This window comes from Chitinophaga sp. G7 BAM 1005 (assembly GCF_057126945.1).
On the sequence record NZ_CP181478.1, the window covers coordinates 7,038,179 to 7,056,053 of the forward strand.

General features: G+C 47.0%; 18 protein-coding genes. 7 read left to right on the forward strand and 11 right to left on the reverse strand.

Annotation, left to right across the window (positions count from 1 at the left end; translation table 11 throughout):
* Positions 1–2: 2 nt before the first annotated feature.
* The 9 genes from ACMXI2_RS28440 to ACMXI2_RS28480 form a co-directional block, all read right to left on the reverse strand.
* On the reverse strand, positions 3–440 hold the full coding sequence (locus tag ACMXI2_RS28440) for a FixH family protein (protein WP_483779262.1): 438 nt from the start codon (positions 438–440) through the stop codon (positions 3–5).
* A 37-nt stretch (positions 441–477) separates the two neighbouring features.
* Positions 478–1,905: a cytochrome c oxidase accessory protein CcoG gene (gene ccoG / locus ACMXI2_RS28445; RefSeq protein WP_483779263.1), complete on the reverse strand. Its 1,428-nt coding sequence runs from the start codon at positions 1,903–1,905 to the stop codon at positions 478–480.
* A complete protein-coding gene (locus ACMXI2_RS28450) occupies positions 1,874–2,941 on the reverse strand; it encodes a cbb3-type cytochrome c oxidase N-terminal domain-containing protein (protein ID WP_483779264.1) in 1,068 nt (355 codons plus the stop codon). Before ACMXI2_RS28450 ends, ccoG begins: the two co-directional genes overlap by 32 nt.
* A gap of 10 nt (positions 2,942–2,951) precedes the next feature.
* A complete protein-coding gene (locus tag ACMXI2_RS28455) occupies positions 2,952–3,131 on the reverse strand; it encodes a CcoQ/FixQ family Cbb3-type cytochrome c oxidase assembly chaperone (protein WP_483779265.1) in 180 nt (59 codons plus the stop codon).
* Positions 3,132–3,142: 11 nt separating this feature from the next.
* Positions 3,143–5,287, reverse strand: a complete 2,145-nt coding sequence (gene ccoN, locus ACMXI2_RS28460) for a cytochrome-c oxidase, cbb3-type subunit I (RefSeq protein WP_483779266.1) — start codon at positions 5,285–5,287, stop codon at positions 3,143–3,145.
* A gap of 30 nt (positions 5,288–5,317) precedes the next feature.
* Entirely contained in the window at positions 5,318–5,476 is a 159-nt protein-coding gene (ccoS, locus tag ACMXI2_RS28465; protein WP_483779267.1) for a cbb3-type cytochrome oxidase assembly protein CcoS, read from the reverse strand.
* 6 nt (positions 5,477–5,482) lie between these two features.
* Positions 5,483–5,773: a cupin domain-containing protein gene (locus ACMXI2_RS28470; RefSeq protein ID WP_483779268.1), complete on the reverse strand. Its 291-nt coding sequence runs from the start codon at positions 5,771–5,773 to the stop codon at positions 5,483–5,485.
* Positions 5,774–5,968: 195 nt separating this feature from the next.
* The gene (locus ACMXI2_RS28475) at positions 5,969–8,407 is read right to left on the reverse strand and encodes a heavy metal translocating P-type ATPase (RefSeq protein ID WP_483779269.1); all 2,439 of its coding nucleotides are present in this window, start codon (positions 8,405–8,407) and stop codon (positions 5,969–5,971) included.
* A gap of 97 nt (positions 8,408–8,504) precedes the next feature.
* The gene (locus ACMXI2_RS28480) at positions 8,505–9,215 is read right to left on the reverse strand and encodes a Crp/Fnr family transcriptional regulator (RefSeq protein ID WP_483779270.1); all 711 of its coding nucleotides are present in this window, start codon (positions 9,213–9,215) and stop codon (positions 8,505–8,507) included.
* Between the two features lie 54 nt (positions 9,216–9,269).
* Here ACMXI2_RS28480 and ACMXI2_RS28485 point away from each other — a divergent pair, with 54 nt between their 5' ends.
* The 7 genes from ACMXI2_RS28485 to ACMXI2_RS28515 all read left to right on the forward strand — a co-directional run bounded on the left by ACMXI2_RS28485 (position 9,270) and on the right by ACMXI2_RS28515 (position 15,064).
* Positions 9,270–9,866, forward strand: a complete 597-nt coding sequence (locus ACMXI2_RS28485; protein ID WP_483779271.1) for a pseudouridine synthase — start codon at positions 9,270–9,272, stop codon at positions 9,864–9,866.
* A 132-nt stretch (positions 9,867–9,998) separates the two neighbouring features.
* The gene (locus tag ACMXI2_RS28490) at positions 9,999–10,874 is read left to right on the forward strand and encodes a YicC/YloC family endoribonuclease (protein WP_483779272.1); all 876 of its coding nucleotides are present in this window, start codon (positions 9,999–10,001) and stop codon (positions 10,872–10,874) included.
* A 15-nt stretch (positions 10,875–10,889) separates the two neighbouring features.
* Entirely contained in the window at positions 10,890–11,378 is a 489-nt protein-coding gene (locus ACMXI2_RS28495) for a gliding motility lipoprotein GldH (RefSeq protein ID WP_483779273.1), read from the forward strand.
* Positions 11,375–12,394: a sensor histidine kinase gene (locus tag ACMXI2_RS28500; protein WP_483779274.1), complete on the forward strand. Its 1,020-nt coding sequence runs from the start codon at positions 11,375–11,377 to the stop codon at positions 12,392–12,394. The genes ACMXI2_RS28495 and ACMXI2_RS28500 overlap by 4 nt, the downstream gene beginning before the upstream one ends.
* Before the next feature lie 62 nt (positions 12,395–12,456).
* Complete coding sequence (locus ACMXI2_RS28505; protein WP_079471554.1) at positions 12,457–13,167, forward strand: response regulator transcription factor; 711 nt, start codon at positions 12,457–12,459, stop codon at positions 13,165–13,167.
* 226 nt (positions 13,168–13,393) lie between these two features.
* Complete coding sequence (locus tag ACMXI2_RS28510) at positions 13,394–14,200, forward strand: sensor histidine kinase (RefSeq protein WP_483779275.1); 807 nt, start codon at positions 13,394–13,396, stop codon at positions 14,198–14,200.
* Between the two features lie 117 nt (positions 14,201–14,317).
* Positions 14,318–15,064 (forward strand): LytR/AlgR family response regulator transcription factor, encoded by a 747-nt coding sequence (locus ACMXI2_RS28515; RefSeq protein WP_483779276.1) that lies wholly within the window; start codon positions 14,318–14,320, stop codon positions 15,062–15,064.
* Here the strand turns inward: ACMXI2_RS28515 and ACMXI2_RS28520 are convergent.
* Complete coding sequence (locus tag ACMXI2_RS28520; protein WP_483779277.1) at positions 15,059–15,841, reverse strand: tetratricopeptide repeat protein; 783 nt, start codon at positions 15,839–15,841, stop codon at positions 15,059–15,061. The two genes, ACMXI2_RS28515 and ACMXI2_RS28520, sit on opposite strands and share 6 nt — an antisense overlap.
* Positions 15,842–15,860: 19 nt before the next feature.
* Positions 15,861–17,804 (reverse strand): BatD family protein, encoded by a 1,944-nt coding sequence (locus tag ACMXI2_RS28525; RefSeq protein WP_483779278.1) that lies wholly within the window; start codon positions 17,802–17,804, stop codon positions 15,861–15,863.
* Between the last annotated feature and the right edge of the window lie 71 nt (positions 17,805–17,875).

Sequence of the window (17,875 nt, forward strand, 5' to 3'; positions counted from 1 at the left end):
CCTCAATTAATATTTATCAGTTGTTCCTGGTAATATGGCTGATCGTTCATGGTCCACGCTATCTTCACTTTATACTGTCCCCTGATGAATAGCTGCCGGCTAACCAACTGCCTGCCTGATTGGTCAGGTTGAAGCGGCATCCATACATCCTTGTCGGAATCGGAAGGCCGGTAAAAGGTTACTTTACCGGTGATTTGTTTGTTCCGCAGCTCAGATGGAAGAGAGATCAGCACAGCAATGCCTTCCTGGGATATAGCAACAGGAGCAGATAATTTCCCGGCATTTTCTTTTCCATCAATTACCTGCTGGTATTTTAATTCTTCGCCGTAATAATCAGGCGTTACCATATCAATCCTGGTACGCATGCTTTTGGTAACCAGCGTTAAAATGCCGGCGGCAAATACTACAAACACTATGATGATCTTATGTCCCCAGTTCATGGTAATAATTTTTTAAGATGTGAATGCCCTGTCCTGTTTATTGCACCGGTCCTAAAAACGTGGTGCGTAAACGGGTAATTCTTTCGTTGTGCTCATACAGCCCGATATATAAAGTTGATTTACGCTGATGTACGGATGTTTTTGGCAATACAATAAAGAAAGTACCTTCTCCCTGTCCTTCGGCTTTTACATGGATCACTGCATTGCCTATCATGGATACCACGCCGCTTTCATCTTCCAGTTTCAACCCGAGTGGAATATCCCGGCCGGTTTTATTGAGGAGTTTAATACGGTACAGGTTTGATAAACTATCAGCACCTCTTTCCTGGTACAACATACCCGCCGTACGCATGATAGTGCCGCTTACCGGTTTCCGGCTGCCGAGCATAAAGCTGATGGCAGTGAGCAATATCACCAGTACTGAAGAGTATACTTTGAGCCGCGGCGTGAAACGCAGCTTTTGTTTGCTGGCGATGCCGTTTTCGGAAGCATACCCGATCAGTCCTTTCGGCCGGCCTGTTTGTTCCATCATAAAATCGCAGGCATCAATACAGGCCGTGCAGTTAACACACTCCAGCTGGGTGCCGTTCCGTATATCTATCCCCGTAGGACACACTTTTACGCACTGCATACAGTCGATACAATCCCCATGTGCCCGGGAATCGTCTTTACGGAACTTTCCGCGGGGTTCTCCCCTTTCGTAGTCATAAGCCACCAGAATGGAGTTCCTGTCCAGCAATACCCCCTGTAAACGGCCATACGGACATACAGTTGTGCAGATCTGCTCCCTCATAAAGGCAAATACGCCATAAAACACCCCTGAAAACACGATGATGGCAATAAAGCCGCCGGTATGTGCCGACAAGGGTTCGGTGATGATCCTGCCCAGTGCTTTGGCTCCGATGATATAGGCCAGGAATATATTGGCAATGAGAAAAGACAGTGCATAGAAGGCAAGGTGCTTGCCTGTTTTGCGGACAATTTTATTGGTGTTCCAGGGCGACTGCTGCAACATTTTCTGTGCTGCCGCATCTCCCTCTATCCAGTATTCCAGCCGGCGGAACAGCATCTCCATAAAAATGGTTTGCGGGCACATCCACCCGCAGAAAAGCCTTCCGAACGCCATTGTAAATACCACTATAAAAAGAATGAACGCCAGCATAGCCAGTCCGAAAATGAAGAAGTCCTGCGGCCAGAAGATGGCGCCAAAAAGTATAAACTTCCCCTCCACCACATTCAGCATAAATAAGGGTCTGCCATTTATTGAAATAAACGGCAGGCTAAAAAAAACACTAAAATACAGGAGACTCACCCAACTGCGGATATTATACCAGCGACCTTTTGGTTGCTTTGCATATATCCAGTTGCGTTTGCCTTGCCCGTCAACGGTGGCTATTGTATCTCTGAATGTGCTGTTGGTCATAATGGCTGTTTTATTCTTTCTGTCCCTGTGGTTCTTTGGCATTCGGCGGATTAGTGCCGTGTAACGTTTTGATATAGCAGGCTATCTGCGCCAGTTGTTTGGGCGAAAAATCTTCCTGCCAGGATTTCATTCCTTTATCGGCTACGCCGTATTTAATTGTTTTAAACACGTCATTGAGTTTACCGCCATGCAGCCAGTAATCGTCGGTAAGGTTGGGTCCTACTACACCTTGTCCCTGCGGGCCATGACAAGGCGCACAGCTGGAAACAAATATCTTTTGCCCGGCAGCTATATCAGCCGGATCGGTGAGCATGGTTACATTGTTTTCATCGATGTTATTGGCGGCTTTTTTCAGGTATTCCTGTTTGGCAATGGCGGCTTTTTCTTCTGCCACCGCCAGTTCCTCCAGCTGGCTGGGCGCCGAGTGGGTAACTTCTGTACGCCAGAAGTATACGATGGCAAAGCAAATGGTAAATACATATCCCCATTTCCACCAGGGAGGTGTAGGATTATTGAGTTCATGGATGCCATCAAAATCATGGCCCATGTCTTCCTCTGCTTCTGCCACTGCATCCAGCGTCCGGGTTTTATTGATTTTTTCCAGCCATGATACCCGGGGTTTACCAGGGGCCACTGCTTTCGCCGGTTTACGTTTTCTTTTGATGCCCACCAGGTAGCGTAGCAGGAATAAAAGACTGATGATCACCGCCAGTTCCAGTATAATAACCGATATCAGCAGGTAGAAAGAAGTTTGCGACAGCCTCGTAAAATAAGCGCTGGCACCCGTGGTGGCCGTTTGTGCAAAAGCGCTGCTGCTCAGGAGTGTCAGCATAATAATACCACCAGTCATTAAGGCTTTACCGGCATCTTTCTTCATCTTTTCCCTGAAAATATCCATAGCGCCCAACACCGCATTGGCCAGGATACCGATAGCCAGTAATAATCCTCCTGCTACCACCAGTAATACCAGGGCTACCGGGTCAGATAATTCTGAAGGCGCCTTTGCTCCGCCATCCGCAAAGGCGGGGATACTGCATAATAAACTGCCGGCAAGTAGTTGTATAAACTGCTTATTCATTGTTTTTCTTTTATTGGGCATGTGTGTCGTCATTATCTAAAGGAATACGGCTGATATGATCCACCATTTTCTTATCGGCTTTAAAAGCCCATAGCGAGGCCACCACAAAAAAAGTGGTAAACAACAGCAGCGATGCCAACGGGTAAACACTGATGCCGGCTATAGATCCCAGGTAATTAATGAACTTCATGAGATTGCGTTTTAAAATTCAGCGTTATCGGCTACCGGTGCAGATTTGGGGGCCGATTTAATATCTTTCCCCATCCTTTGCAGGTAGGCTATTAATGCAATAATTTCACGGTCTGCTTTGATGGGCAGCTTATCCTTTTGCAGGGATGCTGCAATGCCTTGTGCCTGTTTTTCCAGGTCGGCAATGGCCTGTTGTTCGTAACCTGCCGCATAGGGTACACCCAGCTTCCGCATTACATTAATCATGGCTGGTGTTTTACCTTTATCCACCCTTTCTTCAAACAGCCACGGATATGCAGGCATAATGGAACCCGGTGTCATGGAGGTAGGATCCAGCATATGATTAAAGTGCCAGGAGTCCGGATACTTGCCGCCAATGCGTGCCAGATCGGGACCGGTACGTTTGGAACCCCATTGGAACGGATGATCGTATACAAATTCGCCGGCTTTGGAGTATTCGCCATAGCGGGCCACCTCATCCCGGAAAGGACGGATCATTTGTGAGTGACAGTTATAGCAACCTTCTCTCAGGTAAATATCACGTCCGTGTAATTCCAGCGGAGTATATGGCTTTACACTGCTGATAGTAGGAATATTACTGCGGATCAGGAAGGTAGGCATCATTTCCAGCAGGCCGCCAATGGCTACCACCACCAGACTGAATACCACCAGTTGTATAGGACGGCGTTCTATCCAGTTATGCCAGTGTGCTTTACCGTGTGTAACAATCTCTTTCGGCAACGCAGGTGCTTCCGCTGCTTCGTTGGCAATAAACGCTCCCCTGCGGATTGTTTTGGTAAGGTTAACAATCATCAGTATCAGGCCGCTGATGTATAACATCCCACCCACCGCGCGCAGCGCATACATAGGAACGATCGTGGTAACTGTTTCCATGAACTGGTACTTCAGTTGTCCTTCTTCCGTAAACTGTTTCCACATCATGCTCTGCGTAAAGGCGGCCCAGTAAAGAGGGATTACATAAAAGATAATGCCCAGTGTGCCGATCCAGAAGTGGGTATTCGCCCATTTGCGGGAAAAAAGTTGTGTGCCAAAAATGCGCGGGATCATCCAGTAAAGGATTCCAAAAGTAAGGAAGCCGTTCCAGCCCAACGCCCCTACGTGAACATGCGCAATAGTCCAGTCGGTATAGTGACTGATGGCATTCACATTTTTCAGCGACAGCATGGGGCCTTCAAAAGTGGCCATACCATAACAGGTCAGCGCTACCACAAAAAATTTAAGGATCGCATCTTCCCTTACCCGGTCCCAGGCGCCGCGAAGGGTAAGCAGGCCGTTGAGCATACCTCCCCAGGAAGGAGCAATGAGCATAATACTGAATGCTGTTCCCAGCGACTGCGCCCATTCAGGCAAAGCGGTGTACAGCAGGTGATGCGGGCCGGCCCAGATATAAATAAATATCAGCGACCAGAAATGGATAATGGACCAGCGATAGGAATACACCGGTCTGTTGGCGGCTTTAGGTACAAAATAGTACATCAGCCCCAGGTAAGGCGTAGTGAGAAAAAACGCTACTGCATTATGTCCATACCACCACTGTACCAGCGCATCCTGTACGCCCGCATACCAACTGTAGCTTTTGAACAGGGATAAAGGGAATTCAAAAGAGTTAATAATATGCAACATGGCAATGGCTACCCAGGTGCCAATGTAGAACCAGATGGCTACGTATAAATGTGATTCGCGCCTGCGGAGGATAGTGCCCAGCATATTGGCGCCAAATACTACCCAGATGAGGGTAATGGCAATATCAAACGGCCATTCCAGCTCCGCATATTCTTTACCGGTAGAATAGCCGAGCAAGAGGGTGAGGGCGCCTCCGGCGATGATGGCCTGCCAGCCCCAGAAATGTATTTTACTCAGCAGATCGCTAAACATACGGGCTTTGCAAAGCCGTTGCAGGGAATAATATACCCCCATGAAAATACCATTGCCCACAAATGCAAAAATAACGGCGTTAGTATGTACGGGTCTTAACCTGCCAAAGGTAATGGGCGCAAAACCCATGTTAAGGCCGGGGATCACCAGCTCCAGCGCTGCCCATAACCCGGCCAGCATGCCTATCAGCCCCCAGAACACACAAGCGTAGGCAAACCATTTCACCGTGCGGTTGTCGTAATAAAATTTTTCGAGTGACATAGTGGTATTTAAAGGTGTTGATAAATGCGTTTATTCGTTAACGTTATCCCGCTTATCCTCAAAGAGGATGCGGTGTGCCGGTGAAAAATCATCTTCAAACTGTCCGGTTTTTACAGACCAGATAAAGGCGGCGAGGAAGCCTATGGCTACCAGTAAACTAACACCGAGTAAAATGATGATAACGCTCATGGCTATTTATTTAATGAGAATAAAACGGGCTGTTTCCAACGCCTGCAACGCATGTATTTCATTGGCGCCAAAGGAAAAAACATCACCGGATTCCAGGATGGTAACCTCGTCGTTAAGCATAAATGCAATCCTCCCTTCCAGTATCAGGATCATGGCGTGGGCCGGCGATGTATGCGGCGGAATCTGGTGTCCCTGTTGCATAATGAGCAGGGTGGCGTCAAAGCGTTTGGTTTTTAGTATAGCACAACTCTTCACTTTTTCATTTCCCGCTATCTGCATTACGTTCATTCCTTTCATGGATGGTGTATTGTGATGTAATACATACTTCCTTTCCGGCATGCCTCGCCCGTTGCGTGTAAACAGCCTTTTTTTCAGCGGCTGTTTACACGCCCATTTCGTTCGGGCTCATTTGAGGTATTGCTTAGATTTACTGTGTATGTTTCGTGTGATAACAAAGGTAACAGTCGCTTTCCTCTACTACTATGACTTTACTCAACCAGGAATATGACTTTTGTCAGTCATTTGCTGTAGTGCTTTGCTGTAAAGCCTTTTGCCCTGCCATTCACTGCAACTGAAAGTGATGAGGATAATGCTGATGGAACTGGCCGGCATCAGTATGGCGGCTACCAGCGGCGATAAAATTCCCTGTATTGCAAAGTATAAACCGGTAATATTATACAGCAGCGACAATACAAAACTGATGAGGATAATACGTTTGTTAGCTTTGCACAACCGGATAAAGGACAATAGCAACGGCAGCTGATCCGCATGCAGTATGCCATCGCTGGCAGGCGTAAAATTGTTACTGTCTTCTGTTAATGAAATCCCGATATCGCTTTGTTTCAACGCACCGGCATCATTTAATCCATCGCCTATCATCATTACCTTTTTTCCTTTTTTTTGCAGGGAGATGATATAAGCGAGTTTATCTGCCGGTTGTTGCTCAAAAAGCAGCGTGGCATTGTTGCCCATCAGCTGGCCTAATTGTATGAGAGTATGATTATTATCTCCTGATAATACAGATAAGGGATAAACGGGTTGCAATTGTTGCATCAGCTGCCGTAGGCCGCTCCGGTAGCTGTTGCGAATAGTAAATAATCCGCAGAGCTTTTCGTTGATGGATATATATACCACGCTACCCTCCGGCTCATTTTTACGATGTGCGCCGGTGAACGCTGCGTTGCCCAGTCGGATAAAGAATCCATCTACCCTTCCGCATACACCTTTTCCGGTGAAGTGTTGGAAGTCGTGTATATGCCGCGACACCGGATCGCCACAATATTGAACAATTGCCCTGCTTAAAGGATGGGTGGATTGTGCAGCCAGGGAGGCTATCATTATTTCCTGTTGCGGGGTAAGCGCATTGCCGTAATAGATGACGGAGCTGCCTGTTTTGCCGGTGAGGGTACCGGTTTTATCGAATACAATGTGTGTGGCGTTAGCCATGTTTTCAATAGCCTGTGCATTGCGCAGGTAAAACCGGTGCCGGCTGAGGATCCTTAAAATATGTCCGTTGGTAAAGGAAGCCGCCAGCAGCAATGCACAGGGGCAGGCAATGATCAGGATGGCGGTAACGGCAGGCCATATACGCGCCGGTTCATGCACCCACCAGTAGGTTGCGGTAACCGCTGCAATAAACAGCACACCCCACGTAAAATAACGGCTCAGCAGGTGAACAAAAGATACCTGCTTTTCTTCTTTATTTCTTAGTTCATCGCGGTTCCATAAACTGGTCAGGTAACTTTGCGCTACTTCTTTAATGGTAAGTATTTCCAGGTTACCGTCGAGCTGTCTGCCGCCGGCATAAATAATTTCCCCGGTCGATTTGCTGACGGGCGCCGATTCGCCGGTTACGAAGCTGTAATCGATCAGTGCTTTTCCTCTCACAATAATACCATCTGCCGGTACCAGTTCATTGTTATGGATACGAACGGTATCGCCGGTTTTTAGCTCAGGAAGCGTGGTAGGGATTTCCTTATCTTCTTTTATAACGCTCACGGCTATAGGAAAATAAGCAGTATAGTCGCGGTCAAACGAAAGCCCCTGGTAAGTTTTGTCCTGTAATACCCTTCCTATCAGCATAAAGAATACGATGCCTGTCATGGAATCAAAATATCCCGGCTGACCATTGATCACTTCTACAAAGCTGCGTATAAAAGTAACGAAGATGGCGAGCACAATAGGCACGTCTATATTGAGAAATCCATGCTTTAACCCGCTCCAGGCCGACTTATAAAACGCCTGCGCGCTGTAAAGTAATACCGGCAGCGCCAGTACCAGGTTCATATACCGGAACAGGCGGTTAAATGTTTCATCAAGACCGCCGGCACCGGCAAAGTAATCGGGGAAACTCAGCAGCATGATATTGCCGAAACAAAATCCGGCTACGCCAAGTTGGTACACCAGCTGCCTGTTAACAGCGGGTTTTTTGCGCTGCAGATCCTGCAGGCTGATGTATGGTTCATACCCGATGGCGGTTAATATTTCTGCTACCCTTCTTAAAGATGTTTCGGTATGTGAATAGATGATCAGTACTTCTTTCCTGCTAAAATTAACAGTTACCCGCTGTACTCCCTTCTCCAGGCGGTGCAGGTTTTCCAGCAGCCATAAACAGGAGCTGCAGTGGATTTGCGGGATATAAAAGGAAACATGCGTTTGGGTATCATCCCTGAAAAGATAGAGTTGTTGCGCAATTTTTTCGTCATCCAGGAAGGCGAATTTATCGCTTCGCACTGCTACCCGCTGACTGATACCGGGTTTGCTGTTAAGGTCGTAATATTCACAAAGGTCGTACTGGTTCAGTATTTCATATACGGTTTTGCATCCCATACAGCAGAATACTTTATCGGTTAGTGTGATATCGTTGTCGGTACAGTTTTCACCGCAGTGATAGCAGGTAGTGTTGGTATTGGTTTGCGAAGAAACAGCCATGAACATGGTATTTTGAACTATTACAAAAGTACCGGTCGCAGCAGAGGGGCGCAATGATATGCGTCAATGGAGAATATGATATTTATCAGGATTGGCGCTATTCCTGCAGGTTGGCAGTTCTGATAATCTCGGGGAGGTCGAGCAGGCGGATCTTTTTGCCTTCCAGTTCTATCATGCCGTCTTTCTTGAATTCAGAAAGCAATCTGATAGCGGATTCGGTGGCTGTGCCTACGAGATTGGCAATTTCTTCGCGGGAGAGGCGCACGCTGAGGGTGTGACCATCTTCTTCGAGGCCGTAAGTTTCTTTGATAAAGAGCAGCGTTTCTGCGAGGCGTTCCCGTACCGGCTTTTGTGCCAGGTGGGTTATTTTCAGTTCTGCTTTGCGCAGTTCGCTCGATAAGATGCGCATCATTTCAAAAGAAAGGGATGCGTCTTTTTGCAGAATATTGAGAAACAGGTCTTTAGGTATAAAACAGATAGAAGAATCTTCGAGGGCTGTAGCGGTAGCGGTGTACCTTTCGTTACTCAGGAGGGCTTTGTAGCCCATAATATCGCCGGCTTTCACAAGGCGTATAATCTGTTCCCTGCCGTCATCGCCGCTGTGCGACAGCTTTATTTTGCCGTCGTTTACACAGTACACGCCAAAGGGATAAGCTCCTTCATGGAAGATAATCTGTCCTTTTCTGTATACTGAGCATACTTTAGCTTCTGCAATCAGATCGAGATTGCATTGTTCCGCCTTGCAGAATATTGATGAGAAGCGATCCTTGCAATGAAGACATGAAGGACTGTGGAACGATGTAGCCATAATCAATTTGCAAAAGTACTAATTTACGGCTCCTTAACCAAAGCAAAAGCATTCGTGGCTCTTTATTATTATATTATTTATAAACCATATGAGGTATTAACCCGGTTCACACCCGAAGGTAACAAGGCGTGCCTGGCAGATTATTTTAAAGTACCTTCAGATGTATACCCTGTAGGGCGCCTGGATTACGATAGCGAGGGTTTGCTGATCCTTACAAATGATAAGGCGTTGAACCAGCAATTGTTGTTACCACAGCATGCGCATGAACGGGAGTACTGGGTGCAGGTGGATGGCGCCGTAACCGCAGCCGCGGTGCAGCAGCTGGAAGCAGGGGTACCCATCAATGTAGATGGTAAGTTATACCGCACCAAACGGTGCCGGGCAGAAATATTTGAGGAAGAGCCGTTGTTGCCGCCACGCAACCCGCCCATCCGTTTCCGTAAAAGTATTCCCGCGCCCTGGATCAGGATGGTGCTTCAGGAAGGCAAAAACAGGCAGGTGCGCCGGATGACTGCCGCTGTAGGCTTTCCTACGTTGAGGCTTGTCCGTTATCGCATGGAAGGAATCACCATTGCCGGCATGCAACCAGGAGAGATAGTGGAACTGAGCCGGGAAGAGATTTACCGGAGGCTAAAGCTAAAGGCGAAGTAGCCATTGCGGCCCATTGACACAGCGGTAGCCTCCGGGTTGGGCCGCAGGTGCCCGCCTCCCTCCCCCGCTTTTTGCTTTAAGCTTTATGCTTTCAGCTTTTTTAACTAGGTTTGTCACCTACAAATTTCTATTATGCTGAAATCAATGACCGGCTTCGGAAGGGCAGAAAGCGCAAGAGGCGAAACGAGTATCGTAGTGGAGATCAAATCGCTGAATGGAAAGCAGTTTGAGGTGAATCTGAAGTTTTCCCCTTTGTTAAGACCCTATGAATTTGACATCCGTACCCTAATGCAGCAAACGTTGCAGCGCGGCACCCTTGATGCAACAATCAATATCCGCCAGAACGGCGCCACCCGCCCGGTTGTGATCAATACAGACCTTGCAAAATATTATTACCAGTCCATCACCATGCTGGCCAACCAGCTGGAACTCCCGCAGGGAGATATGCTCAACGTGCTGATGAAATTACCGGAAGTGGTAAGTCCGGCATCAGAACAAATGACCGAAGAGGAATGGAAAGATGTGGAAGATACACTGCGTGAAGCCCTGATAGACCTGGATACACACCGCCAGGATGAAGGACTGATGCTGGAAGCCGATCTGCAGCAACGCATTGATAATATTGATACCTATATGCAGAAGGTGCGTGAACTGGATCCGCTCCGGAAAGACCGTATCCGTCAACGCCTCGAAGGACTGCTGGCCGAGCATATAGGAAAAGAAAATGTAGATGGCAACCGCCTGGAACAGGAACTGATCTTCTATCTGGAAAAACTGGATATCTCAGAAGAACTCTCCCGCCTGGAAAATCACCTGCGTTATTTCAGGGAAATCCTGAAAGACAATGATTCTGCCAAAGGGAAGAAGCTGGGTTTTGTGTTGCAGGAAATAGGCCGTGAAATCAATACTACCGGTTCCAAAGCCAACGATGCCGGTATACAGCAATGGGTGGTGCTGATGAAAGATGAACTGGAAAAAGCCAAAGAACAAGTATTAAACGTTTTATAGTAAGGCGAATACCGTATGAACAAACTTTTCCTGGCCACAGCAGGCTTATTACTTTTGGCTGCAGCCTGCCTGCCACCTAAAATGGACACTTACGAAAAGAACCTGGAGATTCCCGGGCATGAGTGGACATATGACTATAAACCATCTTTTGAAGTAAAAATACAACCGGAAGATACTGCGTACCTTTACAATATCTGTGTAAACATCAGGCATACGGATGCTTATCCTTACAGTAATATCTGGTTATTGGTAGGTACACAGTATCCCGGCGACAGCATATCAAAGGAACAGCGGGTAGAACTGCCACTCGCGGATGTAACCGGCAAATGGTCCGGTACCGGCCTGGATGATATTTATGAACACCGTATCTTCATTCAGCAACGTGCTATTTTTAATAAACCAGGAACCTACAGGTTTACCTTTGAACAAAATATGCGGCAAAATCCGCTCCCCCATGTAATGAATGTTGGCTTGCGGATTGAGAAAGCCGGCACAAGGCCATGATGAAAAGAATTTTCAATAAAATGCAGGAAGGGAAATCCGTTTCCTTCGTTTATTTTTTAGTAATGGCGTATACAATTGCCGCACTGGTTTGGTGGGGCGTTTTGCTGTTCAGACAAAGTGAACAGATCCGCCGGTTTGAACAACAAAACCTTTCTTTGCGGGTAGACAGCCTCACACAACCGGTAGAGCATCAACTGCAACTGGAGCGGATCAACAAAGAAGAGCAGATGCGCTCTTTTAAATACCTGGGCGAAGGCCTCATCTTTTTAGGGATCATTTTGCTCGGCGCTCTTTTTGTATACCGGGCCGTATGGAAGTATATGAAGCTCAGCAGGCAGCAACAGAATTTTATGATGGCCGTAACGCATGAATTAAAATCACCTATCGCTGCCGCCAAACTGAACCTCGAAACTATCCGCAAACATAAACTCGACGAAGAAAAACAACTGAAGCTGATCAATAATACCATCCGTGAAACTAACCGCCTCGACCAGCTATGCAACAACATCCTGCTGGCAGCGCAACTGGAAACACACAAATACCAGGTGTTTAAAGAACCCCTGGATTTTTCAGCCCTGATAGAAAACAGTATCAAAGACCTCGATGGCCGCATTGGTACCCATCAGATCATCGCGGATATTTTACCGGAGGTGTGGATGGATGGCGATAAGCTGACCTTACAAATTGTACTGAGCAACCTGGTGGAGAATGCCGCGAAATATGCCCCGAAAAACACCACCATCTCTGTAAAACTGTTTGAAAGCAATCAGCAACTGAAATTACAGGTGATCGATGAAGGCCCGGGAATACCGGAAGAAGAGAAAAGCAGGATCTTCCTGAAATTTTACCGCGTGGGTAACGAAAATACCCGCAAAGCAAAAGGCTCCGGCCTGGGCCTGTTCCTGACCGCCAAAATCGTGGAACAGCACAACGGACGCATTGAAGTGAAAGACAATATACCTGCCGGCAGCTGCTTTGAAATATCCTGGCCTGAATATTCCGTGCAAACGGCGTAAATTAGATGACGGATTGATGAATACCGGAATCCGGATTCGATGTAAAAATCAAACAATAACACATGAAGGAAGCGACAAAGGCATCAATACTGCTGGTGGAGGATGAAGAAAATCTCCAGGAAGCCCTGAAGCTGAACCTGGAGCTGGAAGGTTACGAGGTCACCGCAGTAGACAACGGCACTGCTGCTCTCAAAGCAGTGAAAAACGAATATTTCGATCTTATTATACTGGACATCATGCTGCCTGAAATGGATGGCATCGCAGTATGCGAAAACATCCGTATTCAGAATAATGAAATCCCCATCCTTTTCCTGAGCGCCAAAAACAGCAGCGCCGACCGCGTACTGGGCCTCAAAAAAGGCGGCGATGACTATATGACCAAACCCTTTAACCTGGAAGAACTCCTGTTAAGGGTGGAAAAACTCATCGTAAAAAATAAAAAAATCCAGGATAAAGACAGCGTACCTAACGTATACCGCTTTGGCGATAATGTAATCGACTTCGCTGCACAGGAATGCGTTGGTAAAGATGGTAAACACTATGAACTGAGTAAGAAGGAAGCCATGCTGCTGAAACTGCTCATCGAAAACAAGGGCGAAGTAGTTACCCGCGAAAAGATCCTCCAGGTGGTTTGGGGTTATAACGTATATCCTACCACGAGGACCATCGATAACTTTATCCTCAATTTCCGTAAATATTTTGAAGAAGATAGCCGGAACTCCCGCTACTTCCACTCCGTAAGAGGGGTGGGCTATAAGTTTACGGAAGCCTAGATACCAGGCATTTGGCAAATGCAGCAGTAGATAAGTATAAGCATCTTTGCTGTATTTGCTAAAGGCTAAATGCTAATAGCAAACAGCCACTTTTCACCTTATTCTCCCCAGTTTCCTGTAAAATCCGACCTCGTAGTAAATCCCACTTTATATTGGAGATTAATTAGCCGATATTTATTGTGCTTATAAGAGTAGAGAAGAAGTATACTTCCTATAAACCTAGTTAGTGACACATTATACCGATATCGTCTTTGCTGCGGAGTGGCCCTTCTGGCTGTTTTTTTTGTTAAGTCTCGTTACCCTAATAGTATTTTTTATCCTGCGGGAAAGAAGAATCAGGAGAGCCTCAGCGAAAGAAATCACCAAGAACCATGCGTTGATTAACCTGGAACTCCATGCTTTCCAGGCGCAGATGGACCCGCATTTTATTTTTAATAGCCTCAATGCTATTCACCACTATATCCTTACCACCAGTACGGACATGGCTTCCCTTTATCTTACCCGCTTCTCCCGCCTGATGCGCCTGATGATCGGCAATTTCAATAAAGAATGGATTTCCCTGCAGGATGAACTGGATGCCCTGGAACTATATATACAGCTGGAACAGCTGCGCTTTGATGAACAGTTCGATTACCAGCTCATCGTAATGCCGGAAGTAAACCGGCAGTTTACCCTCATCCCTCCCCTGATTATCCAACCCTATGTGCAATATGCCATCTGGCACCGGATCCTGCTGCGCCCCGAAAAATCAGGCGGGTTACTCCGCATCACCATCTCCAAAGAAAATGACCGGCTCCAGATCCAGTTGGAAGATAATGGCATACTGATCACCGAAATGCTCGACAGCACCGGCGAACGGCAGGCCTCCGGCATCGATATCGCCTCGGAACGGCTTTACATGATGAGCGAGAAATATCACATGCAAGCCAGTATAAAAGCCCTGCAGATGTATGATGAAGAACGCGATCCCTCCGGTAACCGCCTTATTATCAGCATGCAACATGTAGCTGCCCGCCAATCCCTGGCCGGGTAGGCTTAAATTGGAAATGTCCGCTAAATTGCTTAATTTCTACACGGATTAATAGAATCAATGACCATATACTTTCCTACAACAGTAAATCTGAAACTACCTTTCATAATCTGATCTTAAATGCGTACCATTATCGTGGACGACGAGAAGCATAGTCGGGATGCGCTGCACATGATGTTGGAGAGGTATTGCCCGCACGTTTCTGTACAAGCCGTTTGCAGCAGTGGTCCTGAAGCCCTGACTGCCATTCATGAACTACATCCCGAATTGGTATTCCTGGATATCGAAATGCCGGGAATGGATGGTTTCCAGGTTTTGGAAGCCTGTGAATATCATTCTTTTGCCGTTATCTTCATTACTGCTTATGATCAATATGCCCTGCAGGCAATTCATCACAGTGCGTTAGACTATCTCCTGAAGCCTATCGACAGCCAGGAACTGAAAGATGCGGTGGAAAAAGCGGGTACCCAATCTACCAGCGTTACCGCCGGGAAAGTAGATAACCTCCTCCACTTCCTGCAACAGCACCTCAACCAGGACGAACGACTGGCACTGCCTACCTCAGATGGCCTGCGCATGGTGGTTGCGAAGAATATTATTTATTGCAAATGCGCCGGCATGCAAACCCGGTTGCATTTACAGGAACCGGAAAAGCCCGTGATGGTATGCCGTACACTCGTGGAAATGGAGCAATGGCTCGCCGATAAAGGATTTTTCCGCGTACACAGCAGCTTCCTTATCAACCTGTCTTTTATGGAGAAATATGTTAAAGGAGATGGCGGGGAGATCATCATGTCTGATGGCTACAGTGTGCCATTGGCACGGGATAAGAAACAGGATTTTCTGCAACGCATCGAAAGACTATAACCGTTTGATATAATTACAACTGATCCAGCCGTTTTTTCCATCGGCCAGTTCAATTTTACAGAAATCGCGCGTGGCATCGGTGATACGCACTTTCATACCCTCTCCCACTTCAAAAGCATCCTTGCTATTTTCGTCAGGCGACGTTTTGGCCCGGATGTTACCATTCATTACAATGCCCGCTTCATGGTTGTTGGACCACAAATAGGTATCCACAGCCATGATCAGGTATAACGCACACAATACTCCCAGCACATAAGTGCCCCAGCTTAAAAATTTGTTTCTCCATCCGGGGATATACACATTGAGCATAATAGCGGCAATAAACAGCCAGAAAAAGAGGATAGTGCCAACGGCCCAGCCATTGGCTTTATGAAGATGTTGCAGTTGTAACCACCACTGCTGAAAAAATACCATCGGCAACTCTTCCACAAAACCATTCACTTTCTGATTGGCAATAGCGAGGTTATGTTTTACCGCAGCGTCGTTAGGCGACAGCTGCAGTGCCTTCTCATAGTTATAAACAGCCTGCCCGGTTTTACCTGCTTTATACCAGGCATTACCGGCGTCGAAGTAAAGTGCTTTCTGTGTATGACCTTCATCCAGCAACTGCTGATAAACCCTGGCGGCTTCTGTAAACTTACTCTGGTTAAAGAGCTTGTTCGCATCTTCAAACCGTTGTTGCTGATTCTGTGGCGGCGTTTGTGCATGGCTCAGGGCAAAAGAGAGCAGGCATATAACAGCCAATAATACCGGTTTCATTTTTCTGTAGTTCAGCATTTCGCCTTTCGTTAAGTAGTTAGTTCTTCAACGCATCTTCCAGGTTGGTGATGATGCTCACCGCCTGTTCGTATGTACCCTGCATTTTACGGTTATCCTGTCCGGGTGCATACAAGGCCACCTCACAATTATCGATCAGGGCAAAGAGGTCGTGCGTATTGCTGCCGTTGATATGACGGGCGCTCAGCTTATCCTGGATCAGTTGTTTACTCAGATCGGCCATTGGGATTTTCAGTTTGGAACTGAGATACCCCCAAACGGCACGGGAAGTTTCCTCATAAAATGCTTTGTCCTTGCCTTCTTTCAGATAACGCGCGGCCAGCTCCAGTCTTTTCAGCGCTACCTTATTGGCGTAGCGGTGTTTCAGCACTGCCGCATTGGTGGTGTTATAGTCCCTGCGGCGTTTGTAGAAAATAATCCCTGCGGCTATCAGCAGCGGTAATAACAGCAGGATGTAGAACCACGGGCTGAGAATAAACCAGCTGTGATTACGTGTCCAGTCGAGGATACCGGTTTCATTTTTCACCAGTTCATTTTTACCGGCACCATAATCCTGTTTATCCTGCTTAATATGTTTGCCCTGTTCGATATGGATATCGAAGGGTTGGGAACGGAGTGTTTTGTAGCTGTTGGCGGCCGGATCGAAGTAAGAAAATTCTACCGCCGGTATAGTATGATCGCCGGCTTCCTGTGGCATCAGCACATATTCAAAAGTACGGCTGCCGGAAAGCGGGTTGCTGTTCTTTTCTATATCGTCGGTTACTTTCGGATCATATTTTTCAAACCCGGTAGGGGTCTCAATCTTAGGGGAGTTCAGCAGGTTTACGTTACCTTGTCCGCTGATGGTAACCTTCAGGGTGAGGGCATCATCAGTGGTCAGTTTCTTTTTGTCCACTACAGCGGTCATGTTAAATTTACCCACTGCGCCATTATAGCTGAGCGGGCGCCCATCAACCGGAACGGGTTTAACATTGATCTTTATCGGGTTGCTCTGAATTTTGTAGGGAACATCCTGGTACTCTACTTCCGGGCGGTTAAAGAAATCATCAAAGAAAGGATCTTTGAATGCCGGATCATTGAAGAAATCTTCAAAGGGGTCCCTGCCCCTGCTGCCACCTTTTTTGCTCACCATTTTCACAAGACGTACCTGGTTGTCCACTTCTACAGGGTCCAGTTCCAGGGAGCCTGATTGTAGCGGGAAAAGCAATGTTTTGCGGATGGTAAATACTTTATAGGGAACACCGTTGACCCTTTCCTCTGTGGCTTGTGGCGGGTTGGGCAGCTCAATATCTTTGGCGGAAAACCCTTTGAATGCGGGTACTTTGGTAACACTGGAATTGGTAGGGAGACGGGTAAAAAGTTTATACGTGGCCGTTAGTTGCTCTCCTTCGTATAAATTGGTTTTGTCTACTTCAACTTTCAGGAAAATATTCTTCTTCAGTTTTTCATTGATGTCTTCTCCTTTTTTCAGAATACCTTCCTGGATATCTTCATTACCACCGGATGGTCCGCGATGCGGCGGATAGCCGGCAGATGGCGGCGCTGCCTGCTGCTGTTGCTGTGCATTGCCTTTTCTGACTTCAATTAAAACCGGGTTTGATTTAACGATGTTTCCATTTACGCGGGCCTGGGCGCCGGCGATGGTGAAGCTGCCCACATGTTTGGGTTGCAGCAGGTAACTCAGTGCAATGTATTCAGACCGTTTTCCATTGAAAATAGATTGACCCTGCATTTGAGAAGGGCCCTGTAGTACTTCAAAATCCTTGAAACTGGGTGGTGTAAAGCTGGAGACGTTTACGCCGTTTTCCAGCATAAACTGGATCTGGAATGGTTCATCCTGCGTCACGGCATTATTGCTCACAGTGGTAGTAAAGCGGAATTCCTGTGCGTGGGCACAAGCTACCAGTCCTATACAAATCAAAATGGCGTAAATACACTTCCTTATGCAAAATCTGTACATCATAATTATGTCAACAAATTTAACCAAAGCCGCGCCGGAAGCGCTGTAAGGCCCCGTTAAAAGTTAGTTAAAAC